The organism is Sphingomonas fucosidasi, assembly GCF_036663855.1.
Lineage (GTDB): Bacteria > Pseudomonadota > Alphaproteobacteria > Sphingomonadales > Sphingomonadaceae > Sphingomonas > Sphingomonas faeni_B.
The window spans coordinates 563,737-585,730 of the sequence record NZ_JAXOJR010000002.1; the positions used below are offsets into that span (position 1 = coordinate 563,737).

Here is a 21,994-nt window from a genome sequence, read left to right on the forward strand (position 1 = left end):
TTGTCTCCGAAGCGGGCTGCGTAGCGTTGCCCGTCATGTCCCCCGTCTTTCAGAGGCCCCCAGCCGTGTCAACGCGCACGCGGCCCGGAACCGCCGCTTTCGGGCTCTCAGACGATTTCGACGCCGTTTTCAGTCGCCCACGTCGTCAGCGCACCGCGCATGTTGCGCGGCGGGTTAGCCAGCAATCCTGCCATGTATGCGGTAAGCGCCGCGCGATCGAGCGAGCGCGTCATCGCCTTGATCGGACCGACCGCGGCGGGGGTGATCGACAGACGCTCGATCCCGAGCCCGATCAGCGCCATCGCCTCCAGCGGCCGCCCGCCCATCTCGCCGCACACCGCCAGATCGACCTTGGCGTCGCGGGTCGGCGGTACCAGCCGCGCGATGAAGCGGAGGATCGACGGGCTGAGCCAGTCGTAGCGCTCGGCAAGCTTGGGATTGGCGCGATCGGCGGCGAACAGGAACTGCGTCAGGTCGTTGGTACCAATCGACAGGAATTCGATTCGCGGCAGCAGCACGTCGAGCATCTCGGCAAGCGCCGGCACTTCGAGCATTGCGCCATAACGGATCGCGAGCGGCAGCTTGCGCCCCCTGCCCTCCAGCCAATGACGCTGCGCCTCGAACAATGCGCGCGCCTCGTCGAACTCCCACGGCTCGCTGACCATCGGGAACATCACGTTGAGGGTACGCCCCGCCGCCGCTTCCAGCAGCGCGCGCGCCTGCACCTTCATCAACCCTTCGCGCTCCAGGCCGAGGCGCAGCGCACGCCAGCCCATCGCCGGGTTCTCTTCGTCAGAATCTTCCTTGTTCAGATACGGCAGCGCCTTGTCGCCACCGATATCCACGGTGCGGAAGATCACTGGCCGATCCCCCGCCGCGTCGAGCACCTCGCGGTACAGCCGGTGCTGGCGCTCGCGCTGCGGCAGCGTGGCAGAAACGAGGAACTGGAACTCGGTGCGGAACAGGCCGATCCCGTCCGCGCCGGTGACGTCGAGCGCCGCTACGTCGTCGCGCAGGCCTGCGTTGACCATCAGCGTCAGGCGGTGGCCGTCCTTGGTGATCGGCGGGACGTCGCGCAGTGCCGCGAACGCCGCCTTGCGCTTCTGGCGCATCGCGAGCCGCGCCTCGAACGCCTCCTCCATCGCCGCGGAGGGCCGTGCAAAGACGTTGCTCTCAGCGCTGTCGAGCAACAGCATGTCGCCCTCCGCCACGAGACGGCGGATGTCGCGGACGCGGCCGAGCACCGGCACGCCCATCGCGCGCGCGACGATCGTGACGTGTGCGGTGAGCGAGCCTTCTTCGAGGATCACGCCCTTCAGCCGCCGCTTGTCGTATTCGAGCAGTTCCGCCGGCCCGAGGTTGCGCGCGATCAGAATGGTGTCCTGCCGCAAGCCCATCTGCGCCGCGGTGCCCATCTGCCCCGAGACGATACGGAGCAGCCGGTTCGACAGATCCTCCAGGTCGTGCATCCGGTCGGCGAGCAGCGGATCGTCGATCTGGCGCATGCGCTGACGGGTGCGCTGCTGGACGCGCTCGATCGCTGCCTCGGCGGTCAGGCCGGAGTCGATCGCCTCGTTGATGCGCCGCGCCCAGCCCTCGTCATAGGCGAACATCTTGTAGGTCTGGAGCACTTCGACATGCTCGCCGCCGACGCCGAATTCGGCCTCGCGCGTCATCCGGTCGATGCCTTCGCGCATCTTGTCAAACGCCGCATAGACGCGGTGGCGCTCGGCGTCGGTGTCCTCGGCGACGGTGTGCTCGATATGGATGCGCGGCTGGTGATAGACCGCAAAACCCGCGCCCATCCCGTCGACGAGCTTCTGGCCGGGGATACGCATCGCCGCGGTCGACTGCGGCCGGTCCGCGCCGCCACCCATGGTGTCGATCAGGCCGGCATTGGCGATCAGTTCGGAGAGCACCATCGCGACCGTCTGCAGCGCCTCGATCTCGACGTCCGCATATTTGCGACGATCGGTGTGCTGGACGGCCAGGACCCCCACCGAACGCTCGCGGCGGATGATCGGCACGCCCGCGAAACTGTGGAAACGGTCCTCGCCGGTTTCGGGCTTGTAGGCGAAATCGGGATGGCTCGCCGCTTCGTCGAGGTTGAGCACCTCGACGTCCTCGGCGATCGTGCCGACCAGGCCCTCGCCGAGCGCGAGTTTAGTGACGTGGACCGCCGCCTGATCCAGCCCGCGCGTCGCGAACAGCTCAAGCACGCCTTCGCGCAACAGGTAGATCGAGCAGACTTCGCTGTCGATCGCGGTGGCGATGATGCCGACGACGGCGTTCAGCTTGGCTTGCGCGGAGGTGCGCGACGCCATCACGTCGTGAAGGCTGGTGAGGATTTCGCGGGCGGAGGCGGCGGCCGAAAGGGGCATTTGGGTTGGCTATCAGATGAAGCGCTTGGGTGCCACGCAACAAACGCAGTGTCGCACCCAAGTTCGATCGATCTCCGGGTGTGGTTTCTTACAAGGGAGCCGCGCCGCGGGTATCGGAGCCCCTACCCCCTACCCCCAATCCGTCATCCCAGCGAAAGCTGGGATATCCCCGTGGGACTCGCCGCCCCCTGGCGCCATCCAATCGGGAGACCCCAGCTTTCGCTGGGGTGACGATATGAGGCTGGAACGATCACGGGTCTGTCGACGCTCCTACGCGTCGAACAGGCCGTCCTGGCTACCGGCCTGCGGGTTCAGGCCGAGGTGCTTCCACCCCCCCGCATTCAGGAACCGACCGCGCGCGGTCCGCGCAATCAAGCCCAGCTGGATCAGATACGGCTCGATCACCTCCTCGATCGTGTCGCGCGGCTCGCTCAACCCCGCCGCCAGCGTCTCGACCCCCACCGGTCCCCCGCGATAAATATCCGCGATCATCATCAGGTAGCGCCGGTCCATCGCATCCAGCCCGAGCGAATCGACTTCCAGCCGGTTGAGCGCTGCATCCGCCGCCCGCGCGTCGACCGTCTCGTGCCCCGCGACATTGGCGAAATCGCGCACCCTTCGCAGCAGCCGTCCGGCGATACGCGGCGTCCCCCGCGCACGCCGCGCGATCTCCATCGCGCCGTCCTTGGCGATCCCCAGCCCGAGCAACCCTGCAGCGCGCGTCACCACCCGCTCCAGTTCCTCGACCGTGTAGAATTGCAATCGCACCGGAATCCCGAAACGGTCCCGCAACGGCGTCGTCAGCAACCCCTGCCGCGTCGTCGCGCCGATCAGCGTGAACCGCGGCAGGTCGATCCGCACCGAACGCGCGGACGGCCCCTCGCCGATCATCAGGTCGAGCGCGCGGTCCTCCATCGCCGGGTACAGCACCTCCTCGACCGCGGGCTGCAACCGGTGGATTTCGTCGATGAACAGCACGTCGCCATCCTCGAGATTGGTGAGCAGCGCGGCGAGATCTCCCGACTTGGCGATCACCGGGCCCGAGGTGGCGCGGAAGCCCACCCCCATTTCGCGCGCGACGATCTGCGCAAGCGTGGTCTTGCCGAGCCCGGGCGGGCCGAAGAACAGCACGTGATCCAGCGCATCGCCGCGCGATTTCGCCGCCTGAATGAAGATCCGCAGATTCTCGCGTGCGGCCTTCTGCCCGACGAATTCGTCGAGCGTCTTCGGGCGCAACGCGGCGTCGACGTCTTCGGGACGCTTGGCGGCGGTCAGGATGCGGTCTGTATCGGTCACGCCCTGCGATAGCGCGCTCGCGGTGAAGGGGGCAAGGCGGCTATGGGTGCGGGATGACGAACGACGCCGCGCAGCCCGACCTGTATCTGCTGGCGGGAGTCTCGCCCGCGCTGGAGGCGGGGCTGGCCGAGCGCTTCACGGTGCACCGCAAGGATCCGCCGGCGACGACGCGCGCGATCGTCGGTGGTGGGAGCAGCGTGGTCGATGTGGCGCTGCTCGATCGCCTGTCGGTGCTGGAAATCATCGCGATCCATGGCGTCGGTTATGATGGAATCGACCTGGCTGCGGCCAAGGCACGAGGCGTAGCGGTGACGACGACGCCGGACGTGCTGACCGACGATGTGGCGGATCTCGCGATCGCGCTGATGCTCGCGGTGCAGCGACGGATCGTCGCGAACGACCGCGCGGCGCGGGACGGCGGGTGGTCGGTCGATCTTTCTCGACGCGCGAGCCGGCGAAGGATCGGCATCTTCGGGCTGGGCCGGATCGGCAAGGCCATCGCCAGGCGCGCCGCGCCGTTCGCGACCGAACTCCATTATACCGCACGCTCCGCCAAGCCGGATTTCGCAGGCGTGTTCCACGCCGACATCGCCTCGCTCGCGGCGGCGTGCGACGTGCTGATCATCGCCGCACCGGGTGGCGATGCGACGTCGCATATCGTGGACGCCGGTGTCCTCGCGGCGCTGGGGGAAGACGGGATTTTCGTGAACATCGCGCGCGGCAGTCTGGTCGACCAACCTGCATTGGTAGCGGCGCTCGAAAACGGAACGATCGCCGGCGCGGGGCTCGACGTGTTCGCCCACGAACCTGCTGTTCCCGATGCGCTCAAGACGATGAGTCAGGTCGTCCTGTCACCTCACCAAGGAAGCGCGACCGTCGACGGGCGGGCTGCAATGGCCGCGTTGGTAGTTGCCAACCTCGACGCGCATTTTGCGGGGAAAGCGCTGCTCACGCCGCTTTAATCCGACCGGGTTATCCAACTTCCAATCCTCCCCCGCCAGGGGGAGGTGGCGCCGAAGGCGACGGAGGGGGAGGACACGGGACAGAGGTTGCCCTTTCCTCCCCCTCCGTCTGGCATCCGCCAGCCACCTCCCCCTTGCGGGGGAGGATCGTCAGCTTAGCCAACTGCAATCAGGGTGAAGCTACGCCTTCGACGCTTTCCGCAATGCCAGCCGCACCAGCGCATCGAGCGAAGCCCCCGGCCCCAGCTCCTCGTCCGCGGCCGCCACCGCGACGCTCGCTTCGTTCGGCCGAAAGCCGAGGTTGAGCAGCGCCGATACCGCATCCGCAGACGTCCCCGGCGCAGCATTGACCACCACCGGTCCAAGCCCGAGCGCGATGCCGCCGACCTTGTCCTTCAATTCCATGACGATCCGCTGCGCGAGCTTCGGTCCGACGCCGTTCGCCCGCGCGACCATCGCCTTGTCACCACTGGCGATCGCGCGTGAGAGATCGACCGGCTCCAGCGCCGACAGGATCGCGAGCGCGACGCGTGCACCGACCCCCTGCACGCCGGTCAGCAACCGGAACCAGTCGCGCTCGTCCGCGCTCGAGAATCCGACCAGCCGCTGGAAATCCTCGCCGACCAACAATTCGGTGAACACCGTGCACGCCTCGCCGATCGGGCCGAGCGCCGACAAGGTGCGCGCCGACGCGCCGACCAGATAGCCGACGCCGCCGACGTCGATCACGGCGTGGTCGATGCCGGTCGAGTCCAGCCGTCCTTTGAGATGCACGATCATTGCCGCGATCGGTAGAACATGGCGTGCGTCCCGTCATCCTCTCAAAATTCGCGGTCGCCTACGGGAGCCGATCGAACCCCGCATGCGCCTTCAGGTCCGCGGCACTCGCGCCGGCCATGCTCATGCTGCTGAGCAAGTTCGCCAGGTTCGGCATCGCGCCGAGATCCTACCCGCCATTGCCTTCCAGTCCGAGATCGACGTTGAAGTGTTTCTCGATCCGGATCAACAGCGTTGCGTGCGCCAGCGAATGCCAGCCAGCGACATCGTCGGCGGTGGTCGCCACGTCGACAACCGCCGCATCGAAGATCGCGGCGCCGATCGTATCGGTGGCCAGAATCCCCCGCCGATGTGCCGGAACAACCGGGTATGGCTATCCCAGAACCGCATCGGATCCTGCTTGGTCGCGGGCAAGGGCATCATCGCCGGAACGCAGCCCGCCAGGATCGCACCGACGAACGCATAGAGCAGGTCGGGCGACGATCGGCGCGCGATCAGCCCGATGGGTTGGGTGGGCCGCCGCGTCATCCGCAAAGAGTCGACAGCCGCGCGCTGACGGCGATGTCATGCGCCTGCAACGCGGTGCGGAACGTCTTCGCGAGCGCGGCGCGGCGCGTGTCGAACGCTGCCCCGGCTTCGGCGGTCCAGGCGGTCGCGACGACCTCGCGCAGGTCGGATACCGGATCGGCATCAAAGGGCCGCGAAGGTATCGCCATCGTCTCGGCCATTTCGCGCGTGCGACTGTCGACATGCAGGACGACTCCCGGTCGCTCGGCCTGGATGGCAAGTGCCACACCGTGAAACCGCGGTCCGATCGCATAATCATAGCGCCGCAGAAAGCTCATCCAGGTCTGGCTGTCGGTAAAGACGAAGGCCCGCCGACGCCCCCACTCCAGGACCTGCGCGCCGTCGAGGCCGGGCAGCAACCGCTGTGCGAGCAGCGCAAAATCGGCGCTTTGGGTATCGGCAAGATCCGATCGGGCCAGCGCGATCATCGTCTCGGGATGCTGGACGATATAGCAACCGTCGTGACGATCGGCCGCGGCGATCAGGCGGTGTTCGGGCGCCATGTCGGCATGGTGATGATGCCCGGCCGCGATCGCCGGTCGCGTCCCGAGCCCGGCGGCGACCCGCGCCGCGATCCGCCCGCCCAGGTCTCTCGTCGGCGACAGGAACAGCGACGGACAGCCGATAATGGTCGAGGCATAGCCGTTGCGCGCCAGGATCTCGGCCGTATACGCGCCGCGGACGAGCATGGCGGGCGCCGCGCCAGCGGCGGCCGCGACGACGTCCAACGCAGCGCGGGTGCCGTCCTTCAACGCGAGAGCCGCGCCAATACCCGGCGCCTGCGCACCAAGACCAACCAGCAGGACGGGCAAGCCGAACGCCGCGAGACGTGCTGCCCAGCCCGACAGGTCGACATGATCGCCAAGCTGGTTGGCACACGCGACGACGAGAATATCGGCATTAGCGCGGACGATTTCGGGGGGCGTACTCCACGTAATCATGTGCGAGGCGGCCAACGACGCGACCAGCCCGTCGACATAGGCGACATTACCCGAATTGCCGCCAAGCGCCTCGGTTAGCGTCGCGGCGTCGGCGATCGGGATACGGCCCGCGTCGCCCAGTTGCCGGATCGACAGGTTCGGCAAAATCGCGACACGGCGACGAATCTTCGAGACGGTCATGGTAATCTTTCACAGCGAAGTCGAAGCGTGCGGTCACGCGTACATGCGCACGCGCCAGCGCCGGATACGCGACATTGGCGCCAGCGGTCTGCCGCCTGAACTTTACGGGGTCTTCCCGGCGCTCCACAGCAAGGGGGCGGCGGGTGGGTCGAAGGCGAGGGGTGCGGTGCTCGAACAGGATCGAGGCTTGTCGCCATGCGCGACCTGGGCAAACCATCTGAGCGTGCCGACCTTCCGGCCATCGACGCCGTTTTCGAGGACGATGGCCTGGCGCGTCGATACATCCTCCATCCCTTTGGGAAACGCGGGAGAGACCACTGCGTTCGGCCTCGCACTGCCGGCGTCTCTTGCATCGGGTACCGTCGCGAGCGTCTGCAGGTCGAGCTGAGCACGTCGTCGATCCCGACCGGGAAACGCAATGCGGACCCGCGCGGAATTCGGCTGCTGGTCGAGAATCCATACCGCCGGCAGATTGGGCAACGCGCCCTTCCCCGCGACGATCGACGGGGATCGCGACATCGCGATCTCGCGGATGCGCCACCCGCCCCGGCCCGGACGTGCCGCCACGATCGCGAGGCCGTTCGCGGCGCCATAGCGGACCTTGCCCGTCGTCGCGGCATAGCGCGGATACAGGATCACCGGCGCGCCATCGGCTGCAAGCGCGAGGTCGAGCCGGTTGACGAGCCCGGAATCCTCACCGACGTTCTCGACCAAATCCATCGTATCGGGGCTCAGCGGTGCGGCAATCGGGCGGCCGTTCGCCGTGAACCATGTTTGGAAATTTTTGGTTCGTGCATAGGATACCGCAAAATTCGACGCGACGTCGGGCGTTCGCCGCCACACGACCGCGACATGGACATAGCCGTCCGCGCCTGTCCTGAAAGTGCTCGGATACGCACTGACCGGGCCCTTTCGGTCGCGGTCCGCAAAGATCGACCCGATCCGCTGCCATCGCCCGTTCTGCCACCTGTTGAGCAACCAGCTGCCGTTTCCCGAGCCGCCCGTGCGGTACATGAAGACGAGGTTGCCGTTGCCGTCATGCAGGAACCGCGGATAGGTCGCGCGCAGTTCGTCGCGGCCGATCATCGATACCGGGCGGATGCTGCCGACATCGCGAACGGTGCCGCGCGCATAGAACAACGGCGACGCATGCATGTTGCCCACGACGTGCACCGTATCGTCGGGGGCGATCGCGACCGCGAGGCTGTTGTGCGCGTCCCACCCGGAGAACCGGGACGGCAGGCGTATCGAACAGGATACGCGCCGCAAGGGATCGAAGCGCGTGACGGTGACCCAGCGGTCGGCGTCGAAATAGGCCGCGAAAATCTGCCCACGCGCGGTGGCTGCCGCACCGATCGCGGTCCCCACCCCGGTCCATACCCGGTCGAGTTCGATCGCCCCGCCACCGCGCAGCGCGGCGGCACCGACCTGCGAACAGCGCGGTATGCCCGCTGCTGCGGGTTGCGCAGCGACGTCGGGTGCCTGGCACCCCGCCAGCACGGCGATCGTGGACCATCGGCCAAGGCCTATACGGCCACGCCCGATCGCGGATGATCGTGCCGGACATCTGAGCCACGCCGCTGCGAAGCGGTTCATCCGACGGCGGCATCGCGCGCGCGGACCGGCGCCGGCCTCAGGCAAAGACATAGTCCGCCATCATCTCCCCGTTGAAACTCACATTGGGGAAATCCTTCTGCATGCTGTGCGTGTAGATGCTCGACACCTTGCCGTAGCTGTTGTCGTGCAGTTGCGTCGTGGTTCCCGACAGCGCGGAGGCCACGCCGACATGCAGCCTGTTGGTGGTGATCTCGGACGCGAGACGGGTGAATTCGAGCAGCATCCACGCCCCCCGATTGGCTTCGCGCGGTTTCACCCCGATCTGGAACACGATCGAGATATCGAAATTGGGCGCGCGCGGGATAAACGTCTTCTCGACGCCGTGCCGCATGCACGACATCTTCTTGCCCTCGATCGCCTCGGGCGTCAGCTTCGCGCGTTCGAGCAGCATCTCGCGGAACAGGTCATGGATCTCCGCGTCGCTCTCCATGTCGTCGTAAAGCTTGTCGGTATCGAGGAACAGCGCCAGATCGTGCGACAATTCCGCCTCGATCGCGATGCCGCCTCGTCGCTTGATCATCGTGCAATACGCCTTCGACAAAATGCCGGCCGCGACGATGTACACGGCACCTTCGAACGGTGGCCTGAGTTGATCCAGGATTTTCGGATACGCATCCGGATAGTGCCGGATATCCTTATGGACCTTGGCGATCGACGCCTGCATCGGTACCAGAATCGTCTCGGTCCGCGTTACTTCGGCTTTTTCCCGAAACACGCGTTCAAGCTCCGGGTAACAGGTGACGAAACCCAGATAGGGCTGCTTATGCAGCAGGCCGAAATAATGCGGCAGCAACGACCGGCTGAACCAGGTGCTTGCCCATATCTTGCCGGACAGCTTGGTCAGATCGGTGGCCTCCGCGAGATAATTATACACGCCGCGCATGCCGCACATGCCGCGAACGTCGAGATCTGCGAGATCCGTAGAAAAGCTTTTGTCGATCGTACCACGCTCGGGTCCACCGATGAGATCGGCGTCCTTGATCCCCTCCATCACCGTGTCGATGAAGAACTGCTTATGCTCGACCATCAAGGTGTTCGAGCCAAAGTAAATTCGCGATATCTTCGTGAGATTATACTCGGTCAGATGCGGGTAGATATCCAGCCCTGCGAACAGCACGTTCCCATCTGCGTCGCCGAGCCGAATCAACGACGCCGGTGTCTTCGCCGCGATCACCTTGCGTAGGAAGGCCGCAATCGGACCGCCCGCGTCGTTACCGACATAATTCGCGGCTGCGCTGCCGACGACCTCGTCATAGTGGCGAAGACAGCGATCGCGGTCGAACGCGGACGCATAGCGCATATACTCGTCGGCCGCGTCCTGGCCTGGTGGCCACCAAGTATTGCCGGCTAGATTGTAGGAATTCATCAAGGGTGCTGTCCTTATGCACGGTGCCGAGGCGTCGTTCAGTCGAGGATTCTCGCATCGACCTCCGCATCGAATGCCCTACGCATCCAGAACGGGCTCTTGGTCAGCAGGTACAGCCAATCGGGATCGCCGGTGACCGGGTCCGCTTCCTCGATCCGCAGGACGATCGCCCCCGGAACGAGCGACGCGAACGCCGCTTCGAAATCGCGTCCCAATATTCGGTGCCCGCCGCCCCGTGTCGGGTCGGCCCGTCCCCAGTCTTCGGTCGTCTCGCGCGTCGTCGGGTTCGGATAGGATAGCAGCATCAGGCCGTCGGCGGTCATCACGCGGACCAGTTGGGCCAATGTCGCGCGGTGATCGGGGACACGGTGCAGCACATTGGCCGCCACGACGAACCCCACGCTATCGTCCGGGCGGGCGCCAAGCCCCGCATCGCCATGCTCGATCCCGAACACCTCGACCGATTTGAACCAGGGCTTGGGGATGCCGCTCTGCTCACCCCACACCAGCAACGGGTAATGCGCGAACGTCTCGCGGAGGTGAAGCTTGTCGATGACCGCACGCGCGATCCGATGCCGTTCGAGCGACCGGCACGTGCCGCATTGCGGCGGCTTGCGGGACCGGCTCAGCCGATTGTTCTGCGCCGGGACGAACGTCGTCCCGTTGCAGATATTGCAGGTCGCGGTCATGATCGCCCCCCCATCACGTCGGCCGCTGAACGAGACCCAGCACGTCGAGAACGTCGTCGACCCGCGATGTCCAGGAAACCGAACTCAGCACCTTCTTGCGCTGCACCGTCGTCGGCGCCTTCTGTTTGCCCGCCACCACGCGCGTGATCGCGGCGAGGAACGAGTCGTGATCCGCGGCAATCGTCGCATAGGGGCCGATGTCGCCGATATTGGCGACGTCGGTCGTCACGATCGGGACGTTCAGCGCGAAATAGACGTAGAGCTTGAGCGGGTTCATGCTCTCGCTGAGTTCGTTGCGCAGGTGCGGCACCATCGCGACGTCGAACGCGCGGATATACCGCGTCGCATCCTCATAGGGTTTCACCCCGAGGATATGGATGTTCGGACGCGCGCCGAGCGCCAGCACGTCGGGCCGATCATGCGCCGATCCGATCAGGACCACGCTGCCGTCCGGAAACGCATCGGCAACCTTGCCGATCAGATCCAGATCGACCCGGTCGCGCAGATTGCCGACATAGCCCAGGATCGGCCGGGGCAGATGCGCGATATCTTCCGGCACCGCCCAGCTGTGCGAGAGATCGAACATTTCCGCGCCGTTGGGGATGACGCGGATGTCGTCGCGAAGCGCCGCAAATCCCTCGCGCACCGGTTCGCAATTGGCGAGCACGAGGTCGGCATCACGCAGGATCTCGTCATACGCGGCGTGAACGCGCGTTCGATGCAGGTCGCTATTGGGAAACCGGCGCTGGTCGTCGATCACGTCGGCCACGATGCAGCCTGGATTGACGGCCGATTTGACCATCGCATAGTCGAACACCACCGGGCAGACCCACAGCACGGGCGAAGCGCCGATATTCGCCGCCCGCAATTCCGACCGGATGAAATCCTCATAACCGTCACGCGGCGGCAGGTCGGTGCCGAGATAGCGCTGGGACGACGTGCCAGCGCGGAACAGGAACGTCCGTCGCAGCAGATTGGTGGTATCGGCCTGACGCAGCACGCGCCGGATCGTGTTGACATATACCAGGTTTCCCTGATGCGCGGTGGCGTCCGCGCCGTGCTTTGCCTGCTTGTCGAGCTCGGTCGCGCTAATCGGCGCATCGAAGTGCAGGACCTGGTTCACCGCCCCCGATTTCAGCAGATACCGCGCCATCATGTCCGACCGGCGACCATAGATATCCGAGTCGTTCTGCTTCCACAGGAAGACGATATCGGGCTTGCGATTCTGCCAGATCGCCGGGCCTGCCCAGCCCTTGGCAAAGCGTGGCAGCGGCTCGCCGGAAATCCGCTCGATCGCCGCGAACAGCGCGTCGAACGCGGGTATCACCGGCCTGGATACGGTCCGCGCCGTCTCGAACGCCAGGTCCAGCCTCGCCGCATTCACGCTGTAGCTGAGTTCGGTCAGATAATGGTCGCGCACGCGCCTCTTGGTCGCCGGCGCGATCCCCTCGGCGCTGATCTTGCGCAGTTCGTCCCTCAGTTGCGCGGCATCGTGCACCGCCGTGATCGCCCCCGCCGCAATCAGATCGCGCAGGGGCGGCACCGGCGTCGCGTACACCGGCACGCCGAGCGCCATCGCATCGGTCAGCTTGGCCGGAATCTGGTAGCCGGAAATCGGCGATGTCGGATCCTGCAACAGGAACACCGCATCGGCGATCGACACCAGTTCGGCGAGCCGGGCCCAGGGCTGATCGCCGTGCAACCCGATCCGCGCCTTCTTGTACTTCGCGAACCGGCTCGACGTGCGCTTGTCGGTGACCGTTCCGATCACGCACAGCGCGAGCCTGTCGTCGGCAAGCTCTTCGAGGGCGTCGGCGATCTCGAACACGCCCTTGTGCGGTCGCGGCGTCCCGAGGAACAGGATCACGCGATCCGCGTCGGTATAGCCGAATTCAGCGCGGACCTTCTGCCGGTCGTACAAGGCCGGATCGAAGACCCGCTCGTCACGACCGTGACGGACGACGATTCCGCCGAACCGCGCCTGCAACGCATAGTTCGAGACGGTCACGCCGTCGCATTCGGCGATCAGCCCTTCGGCAAATCGCGTGAAGATCTCGCCATAAGGCTTGTCGAGGATCCGCGGATCCTCGGTAATCGCGGCGATCAGATCGTCGAGGCTGGCGGGGTCGCGATTGGGGAAGAAACCGAGTTCGTGATCGTCGACGTCGACGATCATCGGACACGCATTGGCCTGCTTGATCATCGCACCGATGAACAGGCTCGAGAAACGCGCCTTGCCGACATGGACGACATCGCATTTGACGCGTGCGGCGATCGCGCGCGCACCGGCGACGAATTCGGCGAAGCTGCCCGCGGGATAGGCGTGCATCGTCATCGGCGCGGCGGCGATCGGCGGCCAGATCGTCGCGCCGTACATCGGGAACATCGGCCCGACGAGTTCGACGACGCTGTTGCGCGATGCCATGTCCGCCAGCAGGAACGCCCGACCGACCGGGTTATGCGCCATGTCCCACGACACGACCGCGATGCGCCGCGTACGCGTAGCCGGGGTCTCGGCCCTGGCAGGATCATCGCCCGCCAAGGCTATGTCGCCCGGCACCGTGATCGGGAGGTGCGTCATCGGTTTCGATTTCGCGACGATCTCCGGCTTCTCGGGCGTCGCCGCGGCCAAGCCCGTCGGCAGCGCGGGATCAGCAGCCGTCGCGCGCGTGGCGGCGAGCATCATGCGCTTGGTTCCTGCGCCCAATCGCTCGCCGGTGGCCGCCCGCAGGCTCACCTGGTGATCCGCCCCGTCGAGCAGCAGCGTCGGCAGCGCCACGGCAAAACCGTGCGTGGCGACCTGGGCGACGTCGTCGGCCAGCGCCTCGACGGAGGCCGCGGGGATCGCCGACCCGATCAGCCGGCCATCGACGAACAGCAGCACTTCGGCATCGACGTCCGGCAACTCCGCCCAGCCGACCAGGCGATCGCCGCGTAACGCGACAACCTCGCCCGAGGACCGTTTCGCGCGACCCTGCACGCCGGTCGCCCTGGCCGGATCGGCCGCCGCCGCCACCGCCACTGCGCCCGCGCGCACCGGGACGGACCGGCCTGCCGTCGCATCGGCGCGGTTGGCTCTGCCGGGTGATGCGGGAACGGGCGTTGCGGCCGCTGCACCCGCCACGTCCAGCGCCGATATCTCGGGCGGGACGGGCTCTAGCGGAACGGGCTCTAGCGGAACGGGCTGGGCCGGAACGAGCTGGGCCGGAACGAGCTGGGCCGGAACGAGCTGGGCCGGAACGAGCTGGGGCGGCGCGATCGGTGCCAACGCAGATTGCAGCGCAGGGGATCGCCTTCCCGCCACGATCGACGCATGGCTGGTGAAATCGACCGACTCCAGTTCCACGGTTCCGGGACCGCTCGAAAACTGCATGGCGAAGAAATACGGCGTGCCCGATGCGAGATCGCTCAACGGCATCTCCAGCTCATAATCCCGGGGGGCGCCGTGGATCGAACGGTGATGAGTCGAAAGCTTCTTGGCGAATATCCGTTTGCCTTGCGCGTTGGCCTTGAGCAGCGCGATCCACTCGAGATCGAGCCCGGTGGCCACATCGGCCCCGGCACTCGCGCGGAGCCGCACCACGGCGCGGCGACCCGCTTCGACCCCGGTCAGCTCGATGGGCTGCCACAGGCGAACCCAACTCGATGGCGAGCGAATATGCAGCCTCACCCCCCGAGGCTCTGGCGAGGCCTGGACCGGCCCCGCATCGCCGGAGGCGGCGGCGCCGTATTCGACGAACCAATTCTGGCAAAACTGCCCCATGTTCCGCCGAGCGGACACTGCCGGATCATGATCCGTAAACGTCGGATTTCGCAAAAGATTATACGTCATGAAATAACGGCGCTCTTTCGCAATGAGTCTTTACGTGATGTCGGATTATTTCTGCGCGACTCAGTAGTCGCTTAAATCTTTTAAGATTGTTTCTATCTGGTCACGGCTGCGAAGACTTGGCAACACAAACAAACTAAGACCAACGAATCTGATAGGATCATATTTTTACAATCAAGCTTTGACTGTTTTTAAGTCGCATGATCTCATTGCTTAAACTGCCGGGTATCGCGGAATGATCGTCGCGACAGGAAACAACGATTAGCGCCCGGTAGCGCCAACCGTCCTCGAAATATTAAAGACCTGCCGCGGCAAAAGCGACGCATGCCACATCGGACGCGCGGCATCGAGATACCGCTCGCCTCGACAGACCCCGATAACGATCCCAGATGGGTTCAGGCACTCACGCCGGTGCGACGCGACAGCGCGGCCGCGCTCGCGACGTGATGGGCGTGGGTGATCGCCACCGCGAGCGCATCGGCGGCGTCGGGGCCGGCGAGCTTCGCGCCGGGCAGCAGCACTGCCATCATCGCCTGGATCTGCTTCTTGTCCGCGCCGCCGGTGCCGACGACGCCCTTCTTGACGGTCGACGGGTGGTATTCGCCGATATGCAGCCCCGCCCCCGCCGCGGCGAGCAGCACGACGCCGCGCGCCTGCCCCAGCTTCAGCGTCGATTGCGCGTTGGTGTTGCCGAGCACTTCCTCGACCGCGGCACCATCGGGCCGCTCGGTACGGATGACGTCGATCAGCGCGTTGTAGAGCGCGGTCAGGCGGCGGGGCAGCGCCATCGACGGGTCGGTCTTGATCTGGCCGTTGGCGATATGGCTCAGGCGGTTGCCGTCGGCGCGAATAACGCCCCAACCGGTGGTGCCGAGACCGGGGTCCAGTCCTAGAATGATCATGCGTAGGAAAAAGCAGAAGGTTGGTTCGCGCGGAGACGCGGAGACGCGGAGGGGGTGCGTTCCTGGCGATCGTCTCGCGTTAGCGGGACTTTCGATTCTCCGGGCTGGCCGATAGATTTTAGTCCGTTGGCGCGGAGGACGGATCCACACGGTACAACTCTCCGCGTCTCCGCGTCTCCGCGTGAACCCACCTTCTTCATCTCAACCCCAAGCCATTCAACCCAGCGACTCCATGATCTCGTCGGAGATCTCGTAATTGCCCCAAACGGTCTGCACGTCGTCGTCCTCGTCGAGCGCATCGATCAGCTTGAACAAGGTTGCCGCATCGTCCGCCTCAACCGCGACCATGACCTGCGGACGCCAGGCGAGCTTGGCGCCTTCGGCCTCGCCGAGCTTGGCTTCCAACGCCTTGGCCACCTCGTGCAGGTCGCCCTGCGCGGTCCAGACCTCATGGCCGTCCTCGCTCGACGTGACGTCCTCGGCACCCGCTTCGAGCGCCGCCTCGAACACCGTGTCGGCATCGCCCGCGCTCGCCGGATACGAGATCAGCCCGACGCGGTCGAACGCGTGGCTGACCGAACCGCCCGCGCCCAAGTTGCCGCCGTTCTTGCCGACCGCGACGCGCACGTTGGTCGCGGTGCGGTTGCGGTTGTCGGTCAGCGCCTCAATGATCAGCGACACGCCGCCGGGACCGAAACCCTCGTAGCGGATCTCTTCGTAATTCTCGGCATCGCCGCGGCTCGCCTTGTCGATCGAGCGCTGGATGTTCTCCTTCGGCAGCGACGCCGCCTTGGCCGCGTTCACCGCGGCGCGCAGGCGCGGGTTCATGTCGACGTCGGGCAGCCCCATCTTGGCCGCGACCGTGATTTCCCGGCTGAGCTTGCTGAACGCCGACGAGCGCTTCTTGTCCTGCGCGCCCTTGCGGTACATGATATTCTTGTATTTGGAATGGCCTGCCATCGGTGCCTCTAATAGCCTGAAGCGCCGCTCTTAGGCTCCGGGGGCGCTTTTCGCCAGACCGTCTATCTTCTGCTCGATCGCGTCGAGCCGGGCCAGCACGAGATGGTCGATCTTGTGATGGATGCGCAGGATGTCGAGCTCCGCGCGCAAATTGGTCTCGTAATCGAGGCTGGCAGCGAGGCGATCCTTCGCCGATTGCCGGTTCTGGCTCATCATGATCACCGGCGCCTGGATCGCCGCGACGGTCGACAGCAGCAAGTTGAGGAAGATGTAGGGATACGGATCGAACGCCCGGCCGAAATGCGCCAGGATGTCCGAGTTCAGCAGCATCCAGCCGATCAGCACCAGCGTGAAGGCGATGATGAACGCCCACGACCCGCCGATCTTCGCGACGCGGTCGGACAGCCGCTCACCGAAAGTCGCCTGTTCGTCCGAGACGTCGGCGGCGTCGCGACTGACGGTCGTACCCGATTCTATCCCGGCGAGGACACGGCGCTCCTCCTCGTCGAGATCGTCCGGCGCCTTGCCGAGCAGGCGTTGCGAGAGATCGGCGAGCGGGGAATGTGTGGCCATGCCCCAAGGCCTAGCCGGGATTGCGGATTATTCCAGCGCGCAAAGCCCTGGGTGCGACGGAGCCTTGCTCATCCTCCCCCGCCAGAGGGAGGTGGCGCGAAGCGTCGGAGGGGGAGGACACGGAAAAGGCGTTGCCCTTTCCTCCCCCTCCGTCTGGCAAGCGCCAGCCACCTCCCCCTGGCGGGGGAGGATCGCGACGCTGAATAGCTGCACCCCACAAAGACTCCTTGCTCCGACACGCCCGCACCTGCCAAACGCGCGGCATGACGGTTAGCGTGAATATGGGCACCGACGGCAATGGTACTGCCGTCGGCGTCGACCTGGAGGAACTACTCGCCACCCGCCTGTTGGTGCAGGGCAATTCGGGCTCGGGGAAATCGCATCTGCTGCGCCGGCTGCTCGAGCGATCGGCGGGGCACGTCCAGCAGATCGTGATCGATCCGGAAGGCGATTTCGTGACGCTCGCCGGTCCTCATGGTCATGTCGTGATCGAGGCGGGCGACTATAGCGAACGCGAGATCGCGCGGATCGCCACGCGGTTGCGCGAACACCGGACGTCGGCGGTGCTGAGCCTGGAGGGGCTTGAGGTCGAGGGCCAGATGCGCTGCGCCGCATCGTTCCTGTCCGCGCTGTTCGATGCGCCGCGCGAGCATTGGTATCCGGTACTGGTGGTCGTCGACGAGGCGCAGATGTTCGCGCCGGTGACGGGGGGCGAAGTGTCGGAAGAGGTGCGTCGGGCGTCGCTCGCGGCGATGACCAACCTGATGTGCCGTGGCCGTAAACGCGGGCTCGCCGGCGTGATCGCGACGCAGCGCCTCGCGAAACTGGCGAAGAACGTCGCGGCGGAAGCGTCGAACTTCCTAATGGGCCGCACCTTCCTCGACATCGACATGGCACGTGCCGCCGATCTGCTCGGCATGGAGCGGCGTCAGGCCGAAGCGATTCGCGATCTCCAGCGCGGGACGTTCATGGCACTCGGGCCGGCGGTGTCGCGCCGGCCGATCACGGTGAAGATCGGCGACGTCGCAACGTCGGCGCGGAGCGGCAGCCCGAAGCTCACCCCCCTCCCCAGCGCCGCGCCGATGGACCTGCAGGACCTGCTGTCCGAGCCGGTCGTCGACGCCCCCGAGCTAGGCCTGATGTTCGATTCGCGCCCGCGTCGCGTGCCGGCGGAGGAACTGCTCGACGGCATCGCCCGCCCGCCCGAGCCCCGCACCGCCGCGCCACCGCCGCCGGAAAAGACCGACGACGAGGTCGAAGCGGTGTATGCCGACGTCTTCCGCGCGATCGTCGAGGATCCGGAGTCGACGTTGCGGCCGCCATCGGTGCTGTTCCAGGATTTCCAGGTGCGCTGTCGGATGGGGGGGCTCGCCAAGCCGCCGCTCGACCTGCCCGGCTTCGTGCGGCGTCTCAGTTGTGCCCGCGCGGGGATCTTCGACATGACCGACGAGGCCTGGACCGCCGCACTGGACGTCGCGAGCGGGTTGCCCGACGACATGCTCGGAGCGTTCCTGCTGGTCGCGCGCGCGGCGCGCGAAGGCGAGCCGTGTCCCTCGGATGCGCGCATTGCAGCAACCTACGGCACGAGTTCGCTCGGCCGCGTGAAGCGGCTGATCGGCTATATCGAAAGCCGGGAGTTGATCGTCTGTCGCACCGATCTGGCGGGCAAGCGCTCGATCACGATCCCGGGGCTGGGCTGGACGACGCTGCCGGCTGAGGCTGCGTAAAATTTGACTCCCCCGTCATCCCAGCGAAAGCTGGGATATTCCGCGGCTAGGAGCGCCCCCGTCCCACTTGGTACGGGATATTGGACGGGGCGCGTTCCTCCTCGCCGCAGGAGATCCCAGCTTTCGCTGGGATGACGATTGAATCTGGGATGATGGATGGGGGGCGGGCATGGCGCAGGGCGGCTGGGTCTACATGATGGCGAACAAGCCATTCGGCATGTTGTACATCGGTGTCACCGCGTACTTGGCGTCCCGCGTCCACCAACACCGGAGCGATACCGGCTCCGCTTATTGCCGGCGGTACGGACTCAAGATCCTCGTATTCGCCGAGCAGCATGAGACGATCCAGGATGCGATCGCTCGCGAGAAGATGCTCAAGGCGTGGAAACGGTCGTGGAAGGATGAGCTGATCGCCACGATCAATCCGGAGTGGCTGGATCTCTACGACCAGTTGCACTGAACGGCCTTCTCGGCGCGGCCGAAATTATAACCGTCATCCCAGCGAACGCTGGGATCTCCCGCGGCGAGGAGGAACGCGGCCGGTCACACAACCGGCGCTGCGTAATTTGGACACGCTCCTCGCCGCGGAATATCCCAGCTTTCGCTGGGATGACGGCTCAATCGGACGATGCTCAGATCATCCCCAAAGCCTGGAGATACACCTCGAGGATTGCCTCCTCCTCCTGATATTCTTCCTTCTTCTTCTTCCGGATCGACAGGATCTTGCGGATAGCCTTGGGGTCGTAGCCACGGCCCTTGGCTTCGGCCATCACGTCCTTGATGTCGTCCGAGATACCCTTCTTCTCTTCCTCGAGACGCTCGGCGCGCTCGATCAGCAGGCGCAGTTCGTCCGCTGCGACCGCGCCGCCGCCCATGCCGTGTTGCCGTTCGTCAGACATCGAAAATTCCCCACTCGCCAGCGCCACGCGCCGGCCCAAAAGCCAATCGAGATACAAGCCCGCACCGGTGACCGCCGTCTCACGACGTCGTGAATCATGCCGCTGCTGGTGCGGGACGGCGTCTAGGCGTTTACCGTGCTTGGCTCAATCGCCTGAATCGAACGGCGCGTTCTTCGCGACGCTCGCCTTCATCCGTTCGAGCTGCTCGGGGCTCGCGTCGCCCTGATGGTGCGCCTTCCACTCCGCGTACGGCATTCCGTACACCGTCTCCCTCGCGTCATCCTTCGACAGGCCGCCTGCTTCCTCGACCCAGTCCGACAGGCAATTGCGACAAAACCCGGCCAGCCCCATCAGGTCGACATTCTGCGCGTCGTCGCGGTGGCGGAGATGGCGAACGAGGCGACGGAACGCTTGCGCCGCTACGGCATCGTCCAATGTATCGAGGCGATCGGGGGTCATTTATACGCTCCGTGGTTGATCCAGCGCAGATAGGGGCTAAGGCCCGTCGCGGCAAAGACCTTCCCCAGGAAACGCAAGCATGACCATGGCCATCGCACCCCGTTCGCGGAAAGTCCGCATCCTCGCGACGCTCGGGCCCGCCAGCAGCACGCCCGAGATGATCGCAACGCTGTTCCGCACCGGCGCCGACGCGTTCCGCATCAACATGAGCCACGGCGACCAGCAGTCGAAGATCGCCGTGATCCAGGCGATTCGCGCGCTGGAGAAGGAATATGGTCGCCCTTCGACGATCCTCGCCGATCTCCAGGGGCCAAAGCTGCGCGTCGGCAAGTTCGACGGCGGACGGACCGTGCTCGAAACCGGCGCGACCTTCGTGCTCGACCGCGATCCCACGCCGGGCGACGCGACGCGCGTCGAACTGCCGCATGACGAGATCTTCGCGGCGATCGAGCCGGGCGCGCGCCTGTTGCTCGACGACGGCAAGCTGGTGCTGCGCGTCGTGTCGCATAGCCCACGCCAGATCACGACGCGCGTCGAAGTCGGCGGTGCGCTGTCGAACAGCAAGGGGCTGAACGTTCCCGACGTCGTGCTGCCGATGGCCGCGCTAACCGAGAAGGATCGCAGCGATCTCGATTTCGCGGTCGACCAAGGCGTCGACTGGATCGCGCTCTCGTTCGTCCAGCGCCCGGAAGATCTCTGGGAAGCGCGGAAACTGATCGGCGGCAAAGCGGCGCTGATGGCGAAAATCGAGAAGCCGGCCGCGATCGAGCGGCTCGAGGAGATCGTCGAGGCCTGCGACGGCGTGATGGTCGCGCGCGGCGATCTCGGCGTCGAACTGCCGCCGCAGCAGGTGCCGCCGCTGCAGAAGCGCATCGTCGAGGTCTCGCGTCGAATGGGCCGCCCGGTGGTCGTGGCGACGCAGATGCTCGAATCGATGATCACCTCGCCGTCGCCGACCCGCGCCGAAGTGTCCGACGTGGCTACCGCGGTGTATGACGGTGCGGATGCGATCATGCTGTCGGCGGAGAGCGCGGCAGGCGCGTGGCCGGTCGAATCGGTGGCGATGATGGATGCGATCGGCGTGTCGGTCGAGGCCGATCCCGAGCACGGCGACCGCATGCACTTCACGGTGATGAAGCCCGATCCGACGACCGCGGACGCACTGGCCGAGGCGGCGAAGAACATTGCGGCGACGGTGTCGGCGGTGGCAATCATCTGTTTCACAACGTCGGGCTCGACCGCCCGCCGGATCGCGCGCGAGCGGCCTTCGGTGCCGCTGCTGGTGCTGACGCCGAGCCAGGAGACCGCGCGCCGGCTCGGGCTGCTGTGGGGGACGCATGCGGTGCACACGCGCGACGTCGAGTCGTTCGAGGACATGGTCGCGAAGTCGAAACGGATGGCGTTGCGACACGGTATGGCCAAGGCCGGCGACCGGGTGATCGTGCTCGCGGGCGTACCGTTCCGGACGCCTGGGTCGACCAACGTGCTCCATGTGGTTCGGATCGTCGGGGACGAGCTGAAGGGGCATCACTCGCAGGTTTGAGTTTGGGGGCTGATGCTGGCTGATGCTGGCTGATGGGCTGAAATGCCCTCTCCCCCCCTCCTGGAAGGGGGGCGGGGGTGGGTCGGCTTCCAAGGCCCGACGGTCGTGGCTTAAGCCGACCAACCCACCCCCAGCCCCTCCCTTCAAGGGAGGGGAGGGAAGTGTGTGCGGACCGTCCAAGCAGGAACCCGTCATGCGAGCGCGCCCTGCCCCGTCATGCGGGGCTCGTTCCGGCATCCACCGTTCCGCATACTCGCGGTCCGTGGAGTATGTGGAACGGTGGGCCCCGGCCTCCGCCGGGGTGACGGAAGAGGGGGTGGCAATGA

At 65.8% G+C, this 21,994-nt stretch carries 18 protein-coding genes; 5 read left to right on the plus strand and 13 right to left on the minus strand.

Features of this window, described 5'->3' with window-relative positions; translation table 11 throughout:
• Window positions 1-107: 107 nt before the first annotated feature.
• Together ptsP and ruvB are read right to left on the minus strand one after the other, a co-directional pair.
• On the minus strand, window positions 108-2,381 hold the full coding sequence (gene ptsP, locus U1737_RS06135) for a phosphoenolpyruvate--protein phosphotransferase (RefSeq protein ID WP_332795984.1): 2,274 nt from the start codon (window positions 2,379-2,381) through the stop codon (window positions 108-110).
• Between the two features lie 270 nt (window positions 2,382-2,651).
• Window positions 2,652-3,677 carry a Holliday junction branch migration DNA helicase RuvB gene (gene ruvB / locus U1737_RS06140; protein WP_332795985.1) on the minus strand — a complete coding sequence of 342 codons (1,026 nt, stop codon included), beginning with the start codon at window positions 3,675-3,677 and terminating at the stop codon, window positions 2,652-2,654.
• A 53-nt stretch (window positions 3,678-3,730) separates the two neighbouring features.
• On the opposite strand from ruvB, the gene U1737_RS06145 reads away from it, so the two are divergent.
• Window positions 3,731-4,639 (plus strand): 2-hydroxyacid dehydrogenase, encoded by a 909-nt coding sequence (locus U1737_RS06145; RefSeq protein WP_332795986.1) that lies wholly within the window; start codon window positions 3,731-3,733, stop codon window positions 4,637-4,639.
• A gap of 180 nt (window positions 4,640-4,819) precedes the next feature.
• On the opposite strand, the gene ruvA is transcribed toward U1737_RS06145, so the two are convergent.
• The gene (gene ruvA / locus U1737_RS06150) at window positions 4,820-5,419 is read right to left on the minus strand and encodes a Holliday junction branch migration protein RuvA (RefSeq protein WP_332795987.1); all 600 of its coding nucleotides are present in this window, start codon (window positions 5,417-5,419) and stop codon (window positions 4,820-4,822) included.
• A gap of 82 nt (window positions 5,420-5,501) precedes the next feature.
• Here ruvA and U1737_RS06155 point away from each other — a divergent pair, with 82 nt between their 5' ends.
• The gene (locus U1737_RS06155; RefSeq protein WP_332795988.1) at window positions 5,502-5,882 is read left to right on the plus strand and encodes a hypothetical protein; all 381 of its coding nucleotides are present in this window, start codon (window positions 5,502-5,504) and stop codon (window positions 5,880-5,882) included.
• Between the two features lie 58 nt (window positions 5,883-5,940).
• On the opposite strand, the gene U1737_RS06160 is transcribed toward U1737_RS06155, so the two are convergent.
• From U1737_RS06160 to U1737_RS06195, 8 genes are all read right to left on the minus strand, one after another.
• Complete coding sequence (locus tag U1737_RS06160) at window positions 5,941-7,104, minus strand: polysaccharide pyruvyl transferase family protein (protein WP_332795989.1); 1,164 nt, start codon at window positions 7,102-7,104, stop codon at window positions 5,941-5,943.
• A 102-nt stretch (window positions 7,105-7,206) separates the two neighbouring features.
• Entirely contained in the window at window positions 7,207-8,700 is a 1,494-nt protein-coding gene (locus U1737_RS06165) for a BNR repeat-containing protein (protein WP_332795990.1), read from the minus strand.
• 37 nt (window positions 8,701-8,737) lie between these two features.
• Window positions 8,738-10,090 carry a hypothetical protein gene (locus U1737_RS06170; RefSeq protein ID WP_332795991.1) on the minus strand — a complete coding sequence of 451 codons (1,353 nt, stop codon included), beginning with the start codon at window positions 10,088-10,090 and terminating at the stop codon, window positions 8,738-8,740.
• Between the two features lie 35 nt (window positions 10,091-10,125).
• Entirely contained in the window at window positions 10,126-10,776 is a 651-nt protein-coding gene (locus U1737_RS06175; RefSeq protein WP_332795992.1) for a class I SAM-dependent methyltransferase, read from the minus strand.
• A gap of 13 nt (window positions 10,777-10,789) precedes the next feature.
• Entirely contained in the window at window positions 10,790-14,608 is a 3,819-nt protein-coding gene (locus U1737_RS06180) for a glycosyltransferase (RefSeq protein ID WP_332795993.1), read from the minus strand.
• 392 nt (window positions 14,609-15,000) lie between these two features.
• Window positions 15,001-15,507 carry a crossover junction endodeoxyribonuclease RuvC gene (gene ruvC / locus U1737_RS06185; RefSeq protein WP_248524442.1) on the minus strand — a complete coding sequence of 169 codons (507 nt, stop codon included), beginning with the start codon at window positions 15,505-15,507 and terminating at the stop codon, window positions 15,001-15,003.
• A 216-nt stretch (window positions 15,508-15,723) separates the two neighbouring features.
• Complete coding sequence (locus U1737_RS06190; protein WP_107951882.1) at window positions 15,724-16,467, minus strand: YebC/PmpR family DNA-binding transcriptional regulator; 744 nt, start codon at window positions 16,465-16,467, stop codon at window positions 15,724-15,726.
• Window positions 16,468-16,497: 30 nt separating this feature from the next.
• Window positions 16,498-17,040: a DUF1003 domain-containing protein gene (locus tag U1737_RS06195; protein WP_248524441.1), complete on the minus strand. Its 543-nt coding sequence runs from the start codon at window positions 17,038-17,040 to the stop codon at window positions 16,498-16,500.
• A gap of 263 nt (window positions 17,041-17,303) precedes the next feature.
• Here U1737_RS06195 and U1737_RS06200 point away from each other — a divergent pair, with 263 nt between their 5' ends.
• The gene (locus U1737_RS06200) at window positions 17,304-18,767 is read left to right on the plus strand and encodes a helicase HerA domain-containing protein (RefSeq protein ID WP_056061281.1); all 1,464 of its coding nucleotides are present in this window, start codon (window positions 17,304-17,306) and stop codon (window positions 18,765-18,767) included.
• A gap of 169 nt (window positions 18,768-18,936) precedes the next feature.
• Window positions 18,937-19,227 (plus strand): GIY-YIG nuclease family protein, encoded by a 291-nt coding sequence (locus U1737_RS06205; RefSeq protein ID WP_332795994.1) that lies wholly within the window; start codon window positions 18,937-18,939, stop codon window positions 19,225-19,227.
• Between the two features lie 172 nt (window positions 19,228-19,399).
• Here U1737_RS06205 and U1737_RS06210 read toward each other — a convergent pair whose 3' ends face one another.
• Both U1737_RS06210 and U1737_RS06215 read right to left on the minus strand, forming a co-directional pair.
• On the minus strand, window positions 19,400-19,642 hold the full coding sequence (locus tag U1737_RS06210) for a DUF2312 domain-containing protein (protein WP_197942503.1): 243 nt from the start codon (window positions 19,640-19,642) through the stop codon (window positions 19,400-19,402).
• A gap of 168 nt (window positions 19,643-19,810) precedes the next feature.
• On the minus strand, window positions 19,811-20,125 hold the full coding sequence (locus U1737_RS06215; RefSeq protein WP_248524438.1) for a DUF1244 domain-containing protein: 315 nt from the start codon (window positions 20,123-20,125) through the stop codon (window positions 19,811-19,813).
• 79 nt (window positions 20,126-20,204) lie between these two features.
• Between U1737_RS06215 and pyk the strand changes: the two genes are divergently transcribed.
• On the plus strand, window positions 20,205-21,668 hold the full coding sequence (pyk, locus tag U1737_RS06220; protein ID WP_332795995.1) for a pyruvate kinase: 1,464 nt from the start codon (window positions 20,205-20,207) through the stop codon (window positions 21,666-21,668).
• Window positions 21,669-21,994 lie beyond the last annotated feature (326 nt).